An 18,877-nucleotide genomic window follows, 5' to 3' on the forward strand; every position below is an offset into this window, starting at 1 on the left:
CATTTCTGACAAGCAAGAGCCAAAATCCGGCTTGCTTGTCATAATTAGCCATGATTTCTGACAAGCAAGGGCCAAAATCCAGCTTGGTTGTCATAATTAGCCATGATATCTGACAAGCAAGAGCCAAGATCCAGCTTGGTTGTCAGAAAAAGCCGAGATATCTGACAAGCAAGAGCCAAAATCCAGCCTGGTTGTCATAAAAAGCCGTGCTACGTAAAAACCAGAGAGGATAATCAAAACCCCTATGAGTCTATCGTCCTATGTTCTTCTAAGTTGAACAGGACTCTAGAATCATTTATATCAGAATTTTTAGAAAATTTGTATTTTTAGAAGGAAAAGGTAATAAGCTTATCGTATTCTTTCGATTATCAAACTAATGGAGGTGCAATTATTTGCCGTTTTTACGAAAGAAATCTATGAGAAAGTGGTTTGCTGTCCTGTTGTCGCTTTTGGTTCTATTTTCAACATTTGCGCCGCAAAGTTTCGCGGCGGAAGCAAAGCCAGGCACTTTTTCCGAGGAAGATCTTCAGCTTGAAAAAAAGCGGGAGCAGGGTGCCAGGGCCGTTGACCTGAAACAAGGCGACCCCGAAACGAGCGGCAACAGTGGCACGGATGAGCTTCCCGATCTTCTGAAAGACCTTGGGATAGAGCCGGCACCGCTTGAAAAGGCTCCAGACCCAAAAAAGGAGACAGACCTTCAAGAAGCTTTTGAGAAAAACAGTGAAGTAGACGTCATCATCCGAATGAAAGAGCAGCCAGACCTCCAGGCAATTTACCCCCAGATGAAACAAAAGAACAACCGTACCGAAAAAATCAAAGCCATCAAAGACCACCTCACACAAAAAGCCAACAACTCACAAAAAGGGATTCAACAAGCGCTTAACGCGATGGAATCAAAAGGAAAAGCAAAGAAGAAGGATACGCTGTGGATCATAAACGGCATATCCGCTACCGTAACGAAGGAAGGCTTCGATGAACTGAAGCAGCGCGATGATATCGCTGAAATTACACTGGACGAAATCCTGACTGTTCCGGAAATTACAGTAGAGGAATCTTCCCCGCGCCTTCCAGAATGGGGTCTTGAGAAAATATCCGCTCCAAAGGTATGGGGCCAATATGGCATGAAGGGCGAAGGGATTGTCGTCGGCATCATGGATACGGGTGTTGACGGAAACCATGAAGCACTCCGTAAGAATTACCGAGGCCGCGATGGCAATCATCAATATTCCTGGATTGACGTATCGGGTAATAAGTATGAAACGCCAACTGACGGGAACGGACATGGCACCCACGTTGCCGGAACATCTGTCGGAGGCGGTGATGGTGAACCAATCGGCGTTGCTCCGGGAGCGCAATGGATTGCCGCGAAAATTTTCAACGACAGCGGGTCGGCGACAACTTCGGGCATTCACCAGGCGTTCCAGTGGTTCCTCGCACCAGGGGGAGACCCATCGAAAGCGCCGCATGTTGTCAACAATTCATGGGGGAATTCGAATACATATAACCTCGAATTCTATGAAGATGTAAAAGCTTGGGTCGCTGCGGGCATTTTCCCATCCTTTGCGGCGGGAAATGACGGGCCGGGCTCCCAGACCATCGGTTCACCGGGCAGCTTTCCGGAAACGTTCGCGGTTGGAGCGACCGATATTTATGACCAGACGGCTTCCTTCTCGAGCCGGGGACCGGTATATTGGCAGGATGGAAATGGTGAAACGAAACGGCTCATCAAGCCGGACATTTCAGCACCGGGGCACCGGATTTATTCCGCTTGGCCAACGAAACTGAATAAAGGGAAATATAACACGATTAGCGGAACATCAATGGCAACTCCGCACGTAACCGGGGCACTGGCGCTTCTTTACCAGGCAAATCCGGACTTGACGGTTGATGAGGCTAAACAAATCCTCAAGGATACTGTTCGCAAGGAACCTCACATGGGCACTTTGCCGAATGATTCATACGGAAGCGGCATCATCAATATTTACCAGGCCGTCACCGAAGCGGCGTTTGCCGGTGAATTGAAGGGCACTGTCAAAAACAAAAAGGGCGAATCAATTGCCGCAAAATTGGACATCCAGGCTGAAGGGCTTTCCTACCCAATCGCGAAGGCTCGCGGTTTTTCTTTTAAAATAAGGGAAGGGTCGCACAAAGTAACAGTTTCATCCTTTGGCTACAAAACATATGAAGGGACAGTCACCCTCAAGAAAGGGGAAGTAACAAACGCCAATTTCGTTCTTGAAGATGCGGAAGCTTACACGGTTAGCGGAAAAGTCGTTGATGAAACCGGAAAGCCTGTACCTTATGCATTTATCCGAATCAAAAATACGCCTCTTACCGCAATACGGACCGATGGCTCGGGCAATTTCGAAATCCATCGGGTTCCGGCAGCTGCTTATGGCCTTCAAGTAACCGGTGAGGGCATCAAAGCTAAAGCGGAAGAAATCACTGTAAATAAAAACTTATTGCTTGAACTAAAGGTTCAGAAACTGGCAACAGCACCAAACAAGCAATGGGGCGTCGCGAATGGAAATGTCCAACGGAATGCTGTTTCCGGAAATGCGATTGACGTCCAAGCGCTTGAAAAAGGCTGGGAATACAGCACGGAAGCGAAAGGCGAAATCCTTTTCTCGACTCCTGCCGCTTCAGATGGAAAAGTTGTTTTAACAACAGACAAGGGCTGGGTCGTCGCGCTTGATTCCAAATCGGGCAAGGAATTATGGACAATCAGGATTGGCAGTACGAACCGCTCATCACCTACGATTGAAGATGGCACCGTCTACCTTTCCGGCGGCCAGGATGGGAAGATTTATGCTCTTGACCTGAAATCCGGCAGCATCAAATGGAGTACCGTGGTCGGGTCAATGGCAATCTATGAATCTCCTGTTTACTACGATGGCACGCTGTTCGTCTCCTCGGATTTAACAGCAAACGCCCAATTGCATGCATTGAATCCTGAAACGGGCGGCAAGCTGTGGAGCGTGAAGCTAGGCGCGCCAACATATTTTGGGCCAAGCATCGGAAATGGCCTGATTTATGTAGGAAGCTATGACAATCAAACCATCCGCGCTTTGAAAATAAAAGACGGCACAGAAGTGTGGCAGAAGAAACTTTCCGGGGAAGGGATTGCTTCCAAGCCGGTGTATGACAACGGGGCCGTTTATTTTACAGGAATCAATTTTGATACGGACGGCGGCACTCTTTATGCATTCGATGCAGCCACAGGCGCTGAAAAATGGAAAGTTCCCGGCATCGGGGACACCCAGGCGGGATCACCGATTGTCTATGAAAATATGGTAATCATGGGTTCGTCCGCACAGTCCAATTTACGCGCTTTTGAGCAGGAAACAGGGAAAGAAATTTGGAGCAACAAGTCGGTTGGAACGACGTTGAATAGCGGCTCTGTCACTGCCAACGGACTTCTGTTCTTTGCTTCGACTACTGGTTCTGTAACTGTCCTGGATGCTTTTACAGGAGAAAGGCTGAAGGATATCATTTTGCCGGTCTACAGTACATCAGGAATACCGATCCTGCCGGGCCAGGCCATTCTCCCGCATTTAAAAGGCGTTCAAAGTTACCATTCTCCTGGAATCCTTACCGGGTCATTGAAGGATGTCAGTGGCCAGCCGGTCAAGGGAACGCTGACTGTCGAGGAAACAGGTGAAACTGTGGCGGCGGAAACGGACGGCCGCTTTGTGCTGAAACATGCACCTGGCGAAAACAACGTCATTATTTCGCATTATGGCAAAAAGCAGATTTCCGAAAGGTTTCAGTTTGTATCTGGCTACACACTTTCAAAAGACTTCAAGCTTGAAGATGCGAAAATAGGAACAATGGCGATTACCGTAAAAGACAAACGTACCGGAAAACCTCTTAAAGGCGTAACGGTCGATATGAAGTCCACCGGCATTAGCGGCGTGACGAATGACAACGGCATTTTTGCCAAGGAAGATGTCTTCGAAGGCACATGGGACATCGCATTCTCCCTCGGCGGCTTTAAGGACGGCACAGGTAAAATTACAGTCAAGCCAGGTGAATCGGCAACACTAACCTTTGAGCTTCAGCCAATCGATGTGGCTGTTCTGAATGATTACAAAGGCCAAATTACAAGCCTTCTTGAAGCGAACGGCTATACAGTTGAGGAACGTGGCTGGGATGTCATTGGCGATATTGGCCGGTATAAGGTTTTATACATGAACGGCGCATACGGTTCGGACGGAGTTAAGCCAACGGAGGCAGAGGTCAAGAATTTGATTAATGAAGCGAATAAAAATGATGTGAGCATCATTTTCACCGACCAATGGGGTGGAAACTACGGTTCGATCCACCACCTGAAGGATTTTTTCCAAAATCCGGCCGACCTTGGACACAGCTATGATGATGGCGCGGTATCCTTGAAGGTGGAAGCCGAACATCCGATATTGAAAGGTTACAAGCAAGGGGCTGAAATCCCGATTCTAATGCACAATGCGGACTTTGCCTGGTTCAACCACTATTCAGGACGTACGATTGGCAAAATTGGCGCAGCTAAAATCGGCTATGTAGGCTCAGGCGTTGCCTATCAGGCTGTCTCGGAAAACAGCGCACACCTCTTGTTATCCAGCTTTGCATCAGCACCATGGGAAACAACGGATAACTGGCTGCATGGCCAAAAACAAATCCTTTTGAACAGCCTTGACTATTTGTATGGCTCACAATTTGGAAAAGTTTCCGGGACAGTGGTGAACTCGGACGGGGTACCGGTGGAAGCGAGCCTTGAAGTAGTCGAAACAGGCGTGAAGGCGAAAAGCAACGCAAAAGGGGAATTTGAGTTTTTCCATGACGAAGGCACATTCACACTTGAAGTACGAGGTAAAGGCCTTGGCACGTATTCAGGAAAGTTCACTACAGCAAAAGGCAAGGCTGCACAAGTCTCAGTGAATCTCGGCACCTCGGAAAAAGGAATTTTGTCCGGAATCGTTACAGATGCTTTGACCAACCTTGAGATTGCTGGCGTGAAGGTTGAAGTGACGAATGCCGCCGGGGAAAAAGTTTTCGAAACCGAATCAGCCGCAAACGGCCGTTATGAATTCACTGGACTCCAGGAAGAAACGTATAAGCTTGCCTTCACAAAAGCAGGCTATATTATCCACTTGGAGACGGTCGATATTGCCCGCCATACTGGCGACATCGATGTTAAGCTTCATACGATGCCATCGGTGGGGGTAGTAGGGGACTATAGTTCAAGTACCACCAACTTTAAAGCGTTTCTCAAGGAATTTGGCATCCCGGCTGTCGATGTCCTGCCGGCCGACCTTCCGAAGAGAATGGCGGAATTTGATGTCGTCTTCATAAACGATGTAAGCTCGAGCTCTTTTACAAAAACAATCTTTGAAAACTCCATGAAAGCCGCCGATGAAGTGGGAACGAGTGTGATTTTTGGCGAAGCATACTGGAGCAGCTCGGGACTCAACCATCTTGTAAACTACAGGAAGGATCCCGAATCCCGGACGACCGTCCGCAGCACGACACAAGCGGCTGTCTACAAAATCCTTTCCGAACATCCGATTTTTGCAGGCGCAAAAGCAGGGGATTCTGTTAAGATTTTGGCTCCGGCCGCAAGCACCTTCGCTTATTTTAAAAATTACAGCGGCTACTCGCTAGCTGAAATCGGGCTTGATGGAACAAACGCAACCCACGGCCTCGGCATGGCGTATAAACCGAGGACCAACAACAGTGTCGAGCTGTTAATGGGCGGGCACGGATTCGCCTCGTATCATGGTTCGAAGGATTATACTCCGGAAGGAAAACAGATTTTAATCAATGCCATCCTTTGGGCAGCCAATGCGAAGTTCGATACGATCACAGGAACCATCCTCGATGAAAATGGGGAACCATTGAAAGCTGATATCAAAGTTGACGGCCATCCGTTTGCCACCCAATCTGATGCTGAAACGGGCGCATTCTCGATCGCTCTCCTTGAAGGCGACTACGATGTAACCATCAGCGCATACGGGTATGAAACGAAGACGGTCAAAATATCGGCTGCGGTGGATGGGGAGCCGCAGACAATTTCGATGAAAGTTGCCGGAAATGTCGCTTCGATTACCGGTACAGTCGAAAACGAAAGGGATGGCAATGCGATTTCCGGGGCGAAAGTTACACTGGTAGGCAAGCCGAGATCCGGGGAGTCGACTACACAGGGGCAGTTCAACTTAGCGAAAATCGAACCAGGAACCTATACCATTAGGGTTGAAAAGGAAGGTTATGTCCGAGAGGATGTTCAAGTGCAAGTGGCTGGAGGAGAAAAGCTTGCCTTGAATGTAAAAATGATGCCATCCCCGACCATCGGGATCATCGTTGACCTTACAGCTTCAGGAACCACCTTTAAACAATACCTTGAGGAGCGGGGCTATAAAGTCGAATACCTGGACTTCAAGGAAATTGACAAGCTGGATACTGTCGACCTTGTATTCGCAAATTCGGATTATAAAAACGAAGCCATACCGAAGAAAGCGGATTTCAAAGCTTTCCAGGCAGCACTGGACCAAAAACGCAAATCCGTTATCTGGACCGGCCAGGCTGGCGGCCGCGGCTCGATCCGTTATTTGTGGGAATATGATGGAGATCCATCAGCCATTTTCGAAGGAACGAACAAAACGGGATCAAAAGGAATCGTAATGGAAGACCATCCATTAACGGCAGGCTATAAGGCTGGGGATGTGATTGAGATTCCTGGCAAAACCGGATACTACTACGGATTCAATGGCTATTCTGGTAAAACAGTTGTCAATTTTGAACAGAGCCAGACCGGTCAAAAAGGATCGATGGTTGCCTATAATGGAAGGACCAGTGAATCGGTGGAAATCCTTCTATCGAATATGACAATCGGCCATGTTTTCCATCCGGGTGATCCAACCCTCTTTGACGCCGGGAGGGAAAGGCTTATCATGAACGCCATCGACTGGGCACTTGCAGAAAAGGCTCCATTGGTTGGTGAACTGCATGGCGCAATAAAGAACGAGAAGGGCAACCAGCTAAAAGGAGAAGCTTTCATTAAAGAAACGGGCAAAAAGCTGACGGTTGATGGAGAAGGCAAATTCTATACAGCTCTTGAAACAGGGACCTACACGATTTCGGTGAAAGCGTTTGGCCACCACGAAAAGGATTTCACTGTTTCAATCAAGAATGGGCAAATATTGGATGAAACCTTTGTCATCCAATCGGAAAATGCAGGCACGCTGAAAGGCAAAATCATTGATGCGGCTACAAAGGATGTAATAGAAGGTGCTACTATTGAAGTTCTTGAAACTCCGGTTATTGGAAAAACCAATGCTGCTGGAGAATATGAGCTTACACTTCCATTGGGATCTTACGAAATCCGGATAAGCGCATCAGGATACAAGCCGATTTTTGAAACGGTCTCAATAGTGGAAGGGCAAGTGACTGCTATCAATAGTTCAATGTTTGCTACTGAAAAAATTGCTGTCCTTGCAACAGCGGTAAACGAAGGCAGGATGGCGCCACTTTTAAAATCGTACGGCTATGACTATGATTTTTACCTGAATACCAATTTTGAAGCGCTGATTGAAAATATTGGCGATTACAAGCTCATCATCGCCAATGACATATCAAGCACAATGAAAGACCGCTTTAAATTCATGGTCGAAAAGGCAAATGAAAATGAAACCAGCATCATGTTTGTTGGGCAATATTCGTCTGGCTCAATAAGTGAACTTTCTAGAGCCTATGGAGACCCTCTGAAGACGACATCCAATTTTGTTGAGAAAGAACTCAATGTCCGCGTTGAGCAGAACCACCCGATTTTCCGAGGCTTTGAGGCGGGCAAGGAGTATCCGCTCATGGTTAATATTAAAGGCGCGGTACAGTATTCCAACTTTGAACAATACAGCGGATCTATCCTTGGGACTTTGGCCAATCCGGTAAAAGGGAATGTTGGCGCTTCCGTGGCTGTTAAGTTCAGTTCGGCGAACAGTGTTCATATCCTGTTGTCGGCCCTGCAGATTGGAAGCTACGGCAATCCGGCGGACCGCTGGACTGAAAATGCGGTTCAGCTTTACCTGAATGCCATCGATTATGCGTTAATTGCCAGCCAGGGTGAAATCAAAGGTTCTGTGGCAGATGCACAGGGCAAGCCGATTGCCAATGCGCTCGTCACCATCCCGGGCACAAATGTTAAAACCGCGACCAACTCAGCAGGACTTTACAGGATTGGCATCGGTATCGGCAAATATGATGTGAAGGTGCAGGCGCGCGGTTATGCTGAGCAAACCGGCCAGGTGGAAATAGTGGAAACCGGCAGTAGCGCAGAATTGAATTTTGTTCTCGAGGCCATCGAAGGCTCCGACCTAAAAGGGATGGTAGTCGACAAAAAGAACGGTACTCCAATCACCGGTGCCGCGGTGAAGCTTATTCCTAAGGATGACCCGGATTTCATTGGCACCACGGCAAGCGGTGCGGATGGCTCGTTTGTGTTCGAGAATCTGCTTCCGGGAGAGTATGTAGTTGAGGTTGCCATGAATGGCTACCTGCCGTCGAGGATAGAGGTTCTAGTCGGTGAAGAAGATACAAACGTGAGCCTTGAACTCAACGGTATCGAAGTGGCTGTCCTCGGTGACCATAATGGTACGTTGAGCAGCTTCCTGAACGAACAGGGAATGTTCGCGGAGGAAAGAGGCTGGGATATTCTTGGCCAATTGAACAAGTATGAAACGGTCGTTGTTAACACAAATTCGGGTACGAAGGAACAGATAGACCAGTTGATCAAGGAGAGCGATGAGCATAAAGTCAGCTTGATCTTTACTGGAACATGGGGCTTGAAGGAAGGTTCAATCCACCTTCTGCAGCAGACTTTCGGTACGCCTGAACCAGATCAGCAAGGCTACAACGAAGGAGCAGTCTATCTGAAAACAAGCGCTGGACACCCATTGTTTGAAGGACTCCAGGCAGATGAAAACGGGCTAATTAAAATTCATAGCGAAAAGAGCCCATATGCAACCTTCAAAAATTACAGCGGGATTCCGCTTGCAGGACTGAATGTTGATGGCGTGGACAAAGGTACATCCATTGCCTACGAATTCAGGGGCAAAGATCATCTCCACCTGCTGCTGTCATCGTTCACTGCAACCAATATCATCGGGCCAGAACTCGGCTGGACAGCGGGAGGCAAGCAGTTGTTTACAAATGCGGTTCGCTGGTCGATGAACGCGGAACAGCAAGTTCCAAATGCGCCAGCTTGGGACGTTGACAATGTAATGGTAAAAGGTGAACCCGTTGTCCTTACAGGAAAATCAGACCCTGCAACAACAGTTTATGTGTACGAACAAGCGGGGAATAAGCGGAACCTTCTAGGTTCTGTAAAAGCTGCGCTCGATGGAACGTTCTCGATTCAAATTGACCTTCCGAACGGCCAGCATACACTATCCGTAGCCGCTGAAAACTTCGCCGGAATAACCGCGTCTCCGTCAACTATGAAAGTCGTAGTGACCGGAAAACCGGAAAAGAAAGCGGGTTAAATGTATAGTTGATTTGATTTAGTCGGGCTTCCCTTAATTGGGGGAGCCTTTTTTTGACTTTATGGATTAAAAACTAGGTTGAGTGTCAAGCAACCCCGGTTTGAATGGCATCAAGGTTCCAAATCGGGATTCGTTTTTCATCAAAAGCCCGGGTAAGTGACAATAAATAAGTAAAATCCGTTTCAGATTTGAGCGAATCTGGGTTTTATTAGGAAAAAGTGGTACCCGGGGAGACTAATTCGGGTTCACTTCTTCGGATATCGCCAACTTTTTGAATTTTATCGCTAACTTTTTCAATTATATCCACAACTTTTTCAGATATATCGAGGATTTTTTTAATATATCGAGAACTGTCACTTTTTAGAATTAGGCGAGAACCCTCGTGACTTCAGTCATGAGATGAATCGCCTTCGGATACGGTCTAGTGCTATAAATCATTTGGTTTTTGTACTAGACTAAGTATCCGACAGGTAAGCCAATCTTTCGTAAAGCTCAATATAGATGCTATAATATAACTAGAAATTGTTCTTTGAAAACTGAACATACAGGGTTGATGCAGGAAAAGCTCTGCATCGTCAAATGTTCAAGCAACAAGAACAAAAACCGTTACATGTAGCGATAGCCAAGCACATGTAATAGATTAAACGGGGTTTGCTTGGTTCCTCGTCAAACAGTTCACCTCTTAAAGAAGGTGATTAATTCGGTATGCCAACGGGCGTATATTGGGCTGTTGATACCAGAAGGCGATTTTTGCCTTCACAAGCTCGTGACTTCAGTCATGAGTTGTTGACACACAAATACCCACCGGTTGGATAGCACTTTTCAATTAAATAGGATGGTCTTATGCTAGCAAAATAGAAAGCTCTATCCCTCTAAAAAAACAGGCACACATAGGCCTCGCGCGCAAATACGGTAAATAAAGCAAGAAACGGATAGATGCCGATGCATCCGATGTTGCCATGGTCTCTTCCAACCATGAAGTGTTTAAAAAGAGGAACGAGAAGCTGGTATTGGAAATGTTGAAGAAGTAAAAGGAAAGCTGCCTGGACAATAGCCAAGGCAGCTTTTCCAATGGAACCAACTGGCTATTGGCCTTGTCGGTTCCGCATTGCTTGTTCGCCGAGGGCGACAAGGCGTTTCGTCATCTCGCCTCCGACCGAACCATTTGCCCTTGCGGTTGTGTCCGCACCAAGTTGTACTCCAAACTCATTGGAAATTTCTTCTTTCATTTGGTCAAGAGCATTGCCTGAACCAGGAACCAACAGTTTGTTTCTAGCCATGATCGATCACTCCCCATCAAGGTTTTGAGCAAGTTGAACTCGCTCAGTCTTACTGTATCCAATAAGAAAATCTTCATTCGAACAATGAACTTGTCGACATTTGAAATATATCCACTCTTTTTGAAAAGAAAGATGATAAAATAGACCTTACTAGAAAGGGGGAACCAAAATGGAAGAGAAAGAACTGTTGACGCAAATCGTGCAGGCTTTGGGCGAATTTAGGTCAGAATTCAAAGAATTCAAGACAGAAGTAAATGAATTCAGGAAAGAGGTCTCTGAGAAATTCTCTATCATCGACACACGTTTGTCTGGTGTTGAAAACCGTATGTCTGGTGTTGAAACACGCTTATCCGGTGTTGAAAACCATTTGTCTGGTGTTGAAAGCCGTATGTCCGGTGTTGAAAACCGTGTGTCGGGTATCGAAGGAGAGCTAAAGGAAGTGAACCAGAAAGTTACGCGAATTGAGAAGACAGTGGATGGGCACACCGACATTTTGAAATCTTTTAAATTCGACACTGATTACCTCGTTGAAAAGCAGGCGAAGAATGAGATGAAAATCAACAGGATTGAAAAAATGTATAACTCTTGATTTAGCGTTATTTTTACCAAAAAATAACGACTCAGTCCTGTTGCAAACTCCATTTTAAAAGGAAAACTTATACTTACTATTTACAAAAACCCCCAACTTCTCTGAAACACTTCTGTAACAGTTTGTAAAATTCCATCCAACTCTTTCACACACTGGTTTTCTCATCCAAAATTGGTTTCCAGGGAAGTTTTTTCCTGCTTCCTTGCCAGCTTGCTTGCCAATAGGCTTTATAAGGTTAGTTTTCACCTTGTTAAATTTTGGGCAATGAATAACAATGTTACAGCTGATAGCCTAGTAGTTGAGAAAACAACTGAAACTACTAGGGGGAAAAAAGATGAATAGATTTAAAAAACTAGTAATTGCAGCTGGTTTGATCTTTTCCTTGTCAGCTTTTACAATGGCAGGCGAAACAGAAGCTGCCACAACTCACCAGGTTAAAACAGGTGAAACTTATTATAAAATTGCAGTGAAATATGGCGTTCCAGTTAATACACTAATGAGTACAAACAATGCGAAAAGCTCTGCCTTGAATGCAGGCAAAAATTTAACAATCCCAAACTCTATCGTTACATCTGCTGAAAAGGATTTAATGGCGCGCCTTGTCCGCGCGGAAGCAGTCGGTGAACCGTATGCAGGGAAAGTCGCAGTTGCGACAGTCGTCCTGAACCGAGTAGCAAGCAAGGATTTCCCGAATACAGTAAAGGGCGTTGTTTACCAGGTTTCCAACGGCCACTATGCTTTCTCGCCAGTCCAAAACGGCCAAATCAACAAGCCGGCAGATGCCGAATCCAAAAAGGCAGTAAATGAAGCACTTGCTTTCAATGGCCAGGGAAAAGGTAGCCTGTTCTTCTATAATCCAAAAACAGCAGTAAGCAAATGGATTTTCTCAACGAAAACAACCGTCACAATCGGCAACCACCGATTTGCTATATAGCTATGTACGAGAGCACCATCCATCATTGGGTGGTGCTTTTAATTTTGAGTGCAACTTTTACATTGGAAAAAGGCTGAAGCGGAAAGGGCTTCAGCCTTTTTTCTATTTTGTAGAGATTTGTCATCTCTTATTGAATTTGGGAAGAGTGTTTATTTCGCTATAATGAAGTACATTATGGCAGAATCATCCCGAAATGAATGAAAAAGTTGTTTCTACCTCTAAAAAATCTTTTTTGGGAACAAAATAATTCTGTATAGTGAATTTCTTGTGAAAAAGAAGATCAGTTCATATGTTTTAAATAAAATTCAGGTGCGTTCATTGTCGTTTTTATTCTATTCTAGTCATTTTTCAAATGATTCTAGCGATTTTTTTAGATATTCTAGTTATATTTTTGCTTATTCTAGTTTTTCTAAATATTCCGAAAACTAGAAAGGTTCTATAGGGAAAATTACCTTTTCAACAATTTTCCAAAAATGGTATCCTTGAGTTAGAAACCTTGATGGGGGATGCTGTATGAAAAAATATATTCTTCCGCTGTTTATATTGATAGTAACGATTTTCTTTTTGAATAATGTTATCGATCCTGATGAAGAGAAAAAGCCGATAACAGAGGCAAAGACCCTTCCAATTCCAGAAATCATGACAACTCAGGGTAAGGAAAATGTGGCGTTGCTTTATAAGGGGAATAAGAATCCTAAAAAGCTTTCGAAGGAACAGGTTGAGAAGGCAGCACGGGAAATACAGCCGGTTATCGCCATGCCTTTTGAAGAGGCAATTGTTTCTTTTTCAAATATGCCGGCCAGTTTGTCCATCACTGAATGGGACAATGGCAAAGAAACAAAAGTAAGCGATAGCAATATCATTACAACTGTAGGGGCTCCTAGCTACAAAATCTTTATTATCAGGGGTGAATGGCTTAACGATGGCCAGGCTACGTATGTCGCGAAAATAAGGGTGACGAAGGTTTACTCGTACCAGGAACTTTTAACGCCAAGGGTAAATCACTACACAGTCGTTGGCTTTTTTGATGAAAATGACCAAGTAAAAAAAATGCCGGCCAAAAATGGGAATCCGCTTGATTATAGGGAAGTCAGCAGTCCACTCGGGCACCTTACATTTACATTTCCTGATCTGGCTTTCGAAAAGCTGCCAACGTATTATGTGTTTGGAAAAGGAAGTGTTCCGATTCGATTCGATGATTATGAAGAGCTTACAGCGTTCCTTGGGGAAGGCCTGAATTATGTATTCAGCGGCGAAACTGAAAATTGGAAGATTGAAATGACTTCAAACCAAAAACTTGGAGAAGGGAAAATTGAAACGGCCATTACCTATATTGGGAACGAAGAAAAACCAGGCTGGGACGTCTCTTTTCGTCTTGCAGGCACTTCTTTAACCTGGGGCGAAGAAGGATTCCCTCTAGACCAAAATGGCAGGTACCTTTCCGTATTGTATGGCTACCAAACGGTTTTAAAATCGGATTCCATTTTAGCCACAGTCAATTGGAATGGAAAGGAAGAGCTTATTCCACTGGAATTTAAAGCGGAAGTGGGTCAATGAAAAAATCCATTCTGCCGGCTATCATAATACTTCTATCAATCTACTTCATCAATACATTCATAGATAAAAAGGGAGAAGATGTAGAAAAAATTGTTGCAAAGAACATGCCTGTTCCTGTTATCACTTCCGGAAATCAAACTGTCAAGCCCGTATTACTTTTTGAAGGGGAAGGAAAGGTTACGAAAGCCTTGGTTGATAAAGCAGTTAAGAAGGCACCCGCCATTAAAGTAGATCCCTATGGTGAAGCTGTTTTCAATATACCAGATAAAGAGTCGAGAATCACATTGTCTGAATGGGATTTAAAAAACGGTAAGGAAATCAAGCAGTTCGATGAAAATTACATATCAGGAATGGCAAACGAACATGGGACCAGGATTATCCTTATTCGTTCGGAAACGGAGGAAAGCTCGGCAGTATATGTCGGAAAAATAAATATGTTAAAGCAATACTCTTATCAGGAATTGCTCAATCCAGCAAGAAATATTTATACCATTCTTATTTTTAAAGAGGGTGAACCCGGAATTAGGGAGGTCCCATCCGACAATGAAAACAAATATGTTACGCGCGAAATAAGAGCCTCTATTTCTGAGTTGCGTAAACGTTATCCCGACCTTGAATTTAAAAGTCTCCCCGCCATCTATGTCTTTCACCAAGGTTTCATTATTTTTAAAAGCCAGGATATGAGGGAACTGCAAACCTTTATTACAGATATGGAAACAATGGTTTTCCGGGGAGAGAGCGAAAACTGGCAGGTTGAATTTAAAGCGAGACAAAACTTGACTGAAGGAGATGCGGAACTAACCGTAACGTATAAAGGAATAGGACCCATGCCAAAGAGTGTCGACTTTGGATTGAGCGGCCGAGGATGGAGCTGGGGGAGCGGCGGGAGCAAGCTGGATGATTCGGGTAAAATTTTCATTTCTAACGAGATGAGATTTAAATTATCCGAAAACGATTCCATTCCCGTCGAGCTAACGTGGGACGGGAAAAGTGAGGAAATCATCCTTGCGTATAGGAAAGACAGGTAATGAAAGGAGGAACTTATGAATAATAAATACCTTCTGCCTGCAGCCATTTTGATTTTTTCGATTTGGGTCTTGAATACGTTTATTGATAAAAAGGAAGCAGTGGACCAGCTTGAAGCAAAGGATAGCCAAGTACCGGAAATCAGCTTCTGGGATAATAAAGTGAATGCTGTTTTTTTGTCTAAAGGGAATCGGAAAATCACGAAAAAGATGGTTGCCAACGCGGCAAAAAAGGCTGCTGTCCTTGAGATTGAACCTTATGAAAACGCGTCAGTGCAATTGGCTGATAACCAAAGCGGGATGGAGTTAAGCGAATGGGATTTAAAGGCAGGCAAGGAAACACAGAAGTTGGAACCATACTCTATCCACGGAACACTTAACAGGCTAGATACCAGGATTATTCTGATTCGAGCAAAAACGGACAAGGGGCCGGTAACTTACCTGACAAAAATAAAAGTGAAGAAATTATACTCCTATCAGGAATTGCTCAATCCTGATTTGCAGGGTAATACACTCGTTGTTTTCTCCAATGATAACGAAGGAATTGGCGGCCTGGCACTCAATTCACAAAATTACATTACCCGGGAAGTGAATGGGAATCTCCCGGAACTTCAGAAAAAGTACTCGGATCTCGGAATTCGGAATCTTCCTTCCATCTATATTTTTCAGGGAATGATGAGGATTTTTAAAAGTGAGGATATGAGTGACCTGCGTTCCTTAATAACCGATGTTACAACCTTGGAATACGTGGGTGAAAACGTGAATTGGCACGTTGAGGTAAAGGCAAAACAAAGCATTTCCAATAGGCACGCTGAATTTTTATTAACGTATAGAGGAAAAGAGGATTTTACTGGGGATGTCGATATTACTATGAACGGGGACAATTGGGGTTGGGGTGTCGGGGTCGGGATGCTGCAGTCAGGAATGCTTACAGTCTCCGGTAAATCGCCGGTTTTCCTATCTAAAACGGATAAACTCTCCGTCGTTATTAGATGGTACGGAAAAGAAGAGGAAATTGCCCTTGAATATAAGGGGGAGAAATGATTTTTTAAAAAATTTAGGGGAGTGGTCCGTATAAAAAAATACATCATTCCAGCGGCCATCGTATTGTTATCAATCTTTTTCCTTAATAATGAAATTGAATCGAAAAAAGAAGATAAGCTTACCAGAAATGAAAAAACGCTTCCTGTATTGGAGTTAATTAACCCATCTGGTGATAAAACTGAGCCCGTATTATTAGCCAGGGAACTAGTTGCTCCCGGGGAACTGTCGAGCGAAGCAGTAGCCGAAGCAGCAAGAAATGCGGATGCTTTGGTGATCGAGCCCTATTCCGAAGCTGGTCTTATTTTTTCAAAGAAAGAAAAGAGCCTCTCTGTGACTGAGTGGGACAGGGAAACCGGTGAAGAGTCGGAAAAATTGCCGAATAATATTTTGCTGGCTGGGGGAACCTCCGGGGTTAAAATTTTGATTATCAGGATAGAATGGCCGGAATCCGGGCCGGCTACGTATGTGGCAAGAGTCAAAATCAAAAAAATCTATTCCTATCAGGACCTTTTGTCGAGGGACAGGGAAAAATATACCGTATTTAAGTTATTGCCTCCTGAGGACGAAGAATTGGATTTGCCTCCCGTCAATAAGCCCCTATATGAAGAACGGAGAATTGGATGGACGCTTGAACAGCTTCAGCTATCGTTTCCGGAGCTGGAAATCACGATATTACCATCGTATTTTGTTTTCCATAAGGGAATAAAAGTAGCCGCCACCGAGGATGAATCCGAACTTCATCGCTTTCTGAACGAGACGATAACGATTACCCACGCAGGCCAAGGGGAGAATTGGGAAGCAGAGTTAATTGCCAAACACAAGCTAGGGGAAGGAGTAGTTTTGCTGGCAATGCAGTATATTGGAACCGAAAAACCGATACCTAGTGAAATCTCTTTTAATGTGCAGGGAACGGAATGGAACATGGACCAATACATCGAGGAATTGGATGCTGCAGGCCAGGCACTTTTGTCATTCGATTTTAAGAAGATAATTCGGAAGGAAGATAAAATCAGCCTGACAATGAAGTGGTCCGGCAAGGAAGAAATGATTTACTTAACACATAAAATCAACTTGAGCAGTTTGGAACCGAAAGTTTCCATCAAAGCAAAAGTAAGTAAATTGACAGATGAGCAGTACGGTGAAGTAGGAACAACTGGATTGGAAAACCCCCAGAAGGATGATTTTCGCTATTTTACATTTAATTTGAAAACCAGCGATTCGGAAAAAGCAATACAGAAGATTGACTTTCCTATCGCAAGTGTATTTAAAAGAGCAATCGACAATATCGATGGCAAGGAGCGATATTGGTACGGCAACGGGTACAGAAATCCGGACGGCGAGGAACATTGGGAATCCGTCTTCTACTCAAAAGGTCTATCCGAAGTACAAATCAGGAAAGCGTTTGACTTAATGTTTTTGGCTGTTCATTTTACCAACGGGAAAAAGGAATACAAACTTGGGGATTACCTGCAAATTGAAGAGTAACTTGTAGGACGCATGTGGTGTTCGATAGTTGGAAATGTGATATCTTGATTGATTCGAAGGGGAACCTCTTAATATGGGGATTCTCCTTCCTTTTTTTCTTAATTTTTCGGGGTGAATTATTATTTTTTTCGTTCAGGACATATGTCCTTTGCAATAATACTGTTCCAGATTGATAATAGGGTCATCACAGTTTGGGAGAGTAGAACATGAAAGGTATATTATTTGCTTTATTGGGTGGGGCATTTATTACTTTGCAAAGTGTCGCCAACGCGCGGATCAGCGAGGATATCGGCATGTGGCAAACGGCAACGCTTACTCAGCTGACCGGATTTCTTACGGCCCTGCTTATTCTCCTGGCCACTAGGGATCGAAGTTGGCGAGAATTCAGAAACGTGAAGCCACTCTACCTGCTTGGTGGCGCTTTTGCCGCTTTGATTTTATCGAGCAATGTGGTGGCGATTCAGCTTGTTGGCGTGACCCTAACGACATCGGCGACGTTGATAGCCCAGCTGGGTTCTGCTTTTATCATTGATGGTAAAGGCATTTTTGAAGTGCCGAAGCAGGACATGAAGTTACCTCAATTCATTGGAATAGGGCTTATGATCGCTGGCGTTATGATTTTGCAATTATAAAAGAATAATTTTATCCCGTTAAAAAATTTCGAGGAGGCTCGTTATGCAGGAATTGCTTGACCGAGATCTAAAAGAGAGCTTTCTGGAAGAACATGGGCTCCGGGAAATCTTCGAAGAATCATTAATGCCGCATCTTGGGCTCTATAGTTTCGAGCAGGGGGAACTGGTCTGCTCACAGGGAGACCATTCCGAGTTTTTGTACGTTTTGGTAAAAGGAAAGATTAAAATTTTCACCACCTCTCCGGAAGGCCGGACGCTGATTCTTTCCTTCAAGACGCCGCTTGAAATCATCGGCGATATTGAATACATCCAGGAGCGTGACATTATTAATACGGTGGAGGCCGTATCGCCGGCACTTTTTCTTGGCATCCATTACCGCTGGCTGAGAAAATATGCGGAAAACCACGCGCCGCTTCTGAAATTCATTCTCGGCATTATAACAGAAAAATTTTATGCCAATTCACACGCGGCTAACTTTAATTTGATGTACCCCGTCGAAGTGCGGCTGGCCAGTTACCTTCTTTCTGTTTCATACGATGAATCGGCTGGAGGGAATAGCGGGAGGCTGAGCACAGAGGAGCTCGCCGATGCGGCCAACCTGATTGGGACAAGCTATCGGCATATGAACCGGGTCATCCGTAAGTTTAGCGAGGCAGGGCTTATTGAAAGGAAAAAGGGATTCGTCTGGATCATTGACCGGGAAGGCATGCAAGGGCTAGCTAGCCGAAATATATACGAGTAGGATTTTTTTAATGTTTAAGGGCGTTATTTTAAAAAAAGTCCAGTTCTTCACGTTGTCAAAATTACGTAATAAAAGGA

Annotated in this window: 10 protein-coding genes; 9 read left to right on the forward strand and 1 reads right to left on the reverse strand. The window is 44.7% G+C overall.

Translation table 11 applies throughout. The features are described 5' to 3' along the window. The first annotated feature begins 392 nt into the window (after positions 1–392). Positions 393–9,512 (forward strand): carboxypeptidase regulatory-like domain-containing protein, encoded by a 9,120-nt coding sequence (locus tag AR337_RS02890; protein WP_156424287.1) that lies wholly within the window; start codon positions 393–395, stop codon positions 9,510–9,512. Between the two features lie 1,085 nt (positions 9,513–10,597). Here AR337_RS02890 and AR337_RS02900 read toward each other — a convergent pair. Beyond that, positions 10,598–10,792, reverse strand: a complete 195-nt coding sequence (locus AR337_RS02900; RefSeq protein ID WP_059170500.1) for an alpha/beta-type small acid-soluble spore protein — start codon at positions 10,790–10,792, stop codon at positions 10,598–10,600. Positions 10,793–10,961: 169 nt separating this feature from the next. Between AR337_RS02900 and AR337_RS02905 the strand changes: the two genes are divergently transcribed. The 8 genes from AR337_RS02905 (at position 10,962) to AR337_RS02940 (ending at position 18,800) form a co-directional block, all read left to right on the forward strand. Further along, entirely contained in the window at positions 10,962–11,381 is a 420-nt protein-coding gene (locus AR337_RS02905) for a hypothetical protein (RefSeq protein WP_059170501.1), read from the forward strand. A 334-nt stretch (positions 11,382–11,715) separates the two neighbouring features. Then, the gene (locus AR337_RS02910) at positions 11,716–12,315 is read left to right on the forward strand and encodes a cell wall hydrolase (protein ID WP_082686809.1); all 600 of its coding nucleotides are present in this window, start codon (positions 11,716–11,718) and stop codon (positions 12,313–12,315) included. Between the two features lie 513 nt (positions 12,316–12,828). Then, a complete protein-coding gene (locus AR337_RS02915; protein ID WP_059170502.1) occupies positions 12,829–13,872 on the forward strand; it encodes a hypothetical protein in 1,044 nt (347 codons plus the stop codon). Further along, complete coding sequence (locus AR337_RS02920) at positions 13,869–14,900, forward strand: hypothetical protein (protein WP_059170503.1); 1,032 nt, start codon at positions 13,869–13,871, stop codon at positions 14,898–14,900. Before AR337_RS02915 ends, AR337_RS02920 begins: the two co-directional genes overlap by 4 nt. Before the next feature lie 15 nt (positions 14,901–14,915). After that, complete coding sequence (locus AR337_RS02925) at positions 14,916–15,941, forward strand: hypothetical protein (RefSeq protein ID WP_059170504.1); 1,026 nt, start codon at positions 14,916–14,918, stop codon at positions 15,939–15,941. 21 nt (positions 15,942–15,962) lie between these two features. Next, positions 15,963–17,426, forward strand: a complete 1,464-nt coding sequence (locus tag AR337_RS02930) for a hypothetical protein (protein ID WP_059170505.1) — start codon at positions 15,963–15,965, stop codon at positions 17,424–17,426. 206 nt (positions 17,427–17,632) lie between these two features. Next, the gene (locus AR337_RS02935) at positions 17,633–18,058 is read left to right on the forward strand and encodes a DMT family transporter (RefSeq protein WP_059170506.1); all 426 of its coding nucleotides are present in this window, start codon (positions 17,633–17,635) and stop codon (positions 18,056–18,058) included. A 43-nt stretch (positions 18,059–18,101) separates the two neighbouring features. Next, a complete protein-coding gene (locus AR337_RS02940; protein ID WP_059170507.1) occupies positions 18,102–18,800 on the forward strand; it encodes a Crp/Fnr family transcriptional regulator in 699 nt (232 codons plus the stop codon). Positions 18,801–18,877: the final 77 nt, after the last annotated feature.

The sequence above is a fragment of the Bacillus sp. FJAT-27445 genome (genome assembly GCF_001510665.1).
In the GTDB taxonomy this organism is placed as follows: Bacteria; Bacillota; Bacilli; order Bacillales; family Cytobacillaceae; genus Bacillus_D.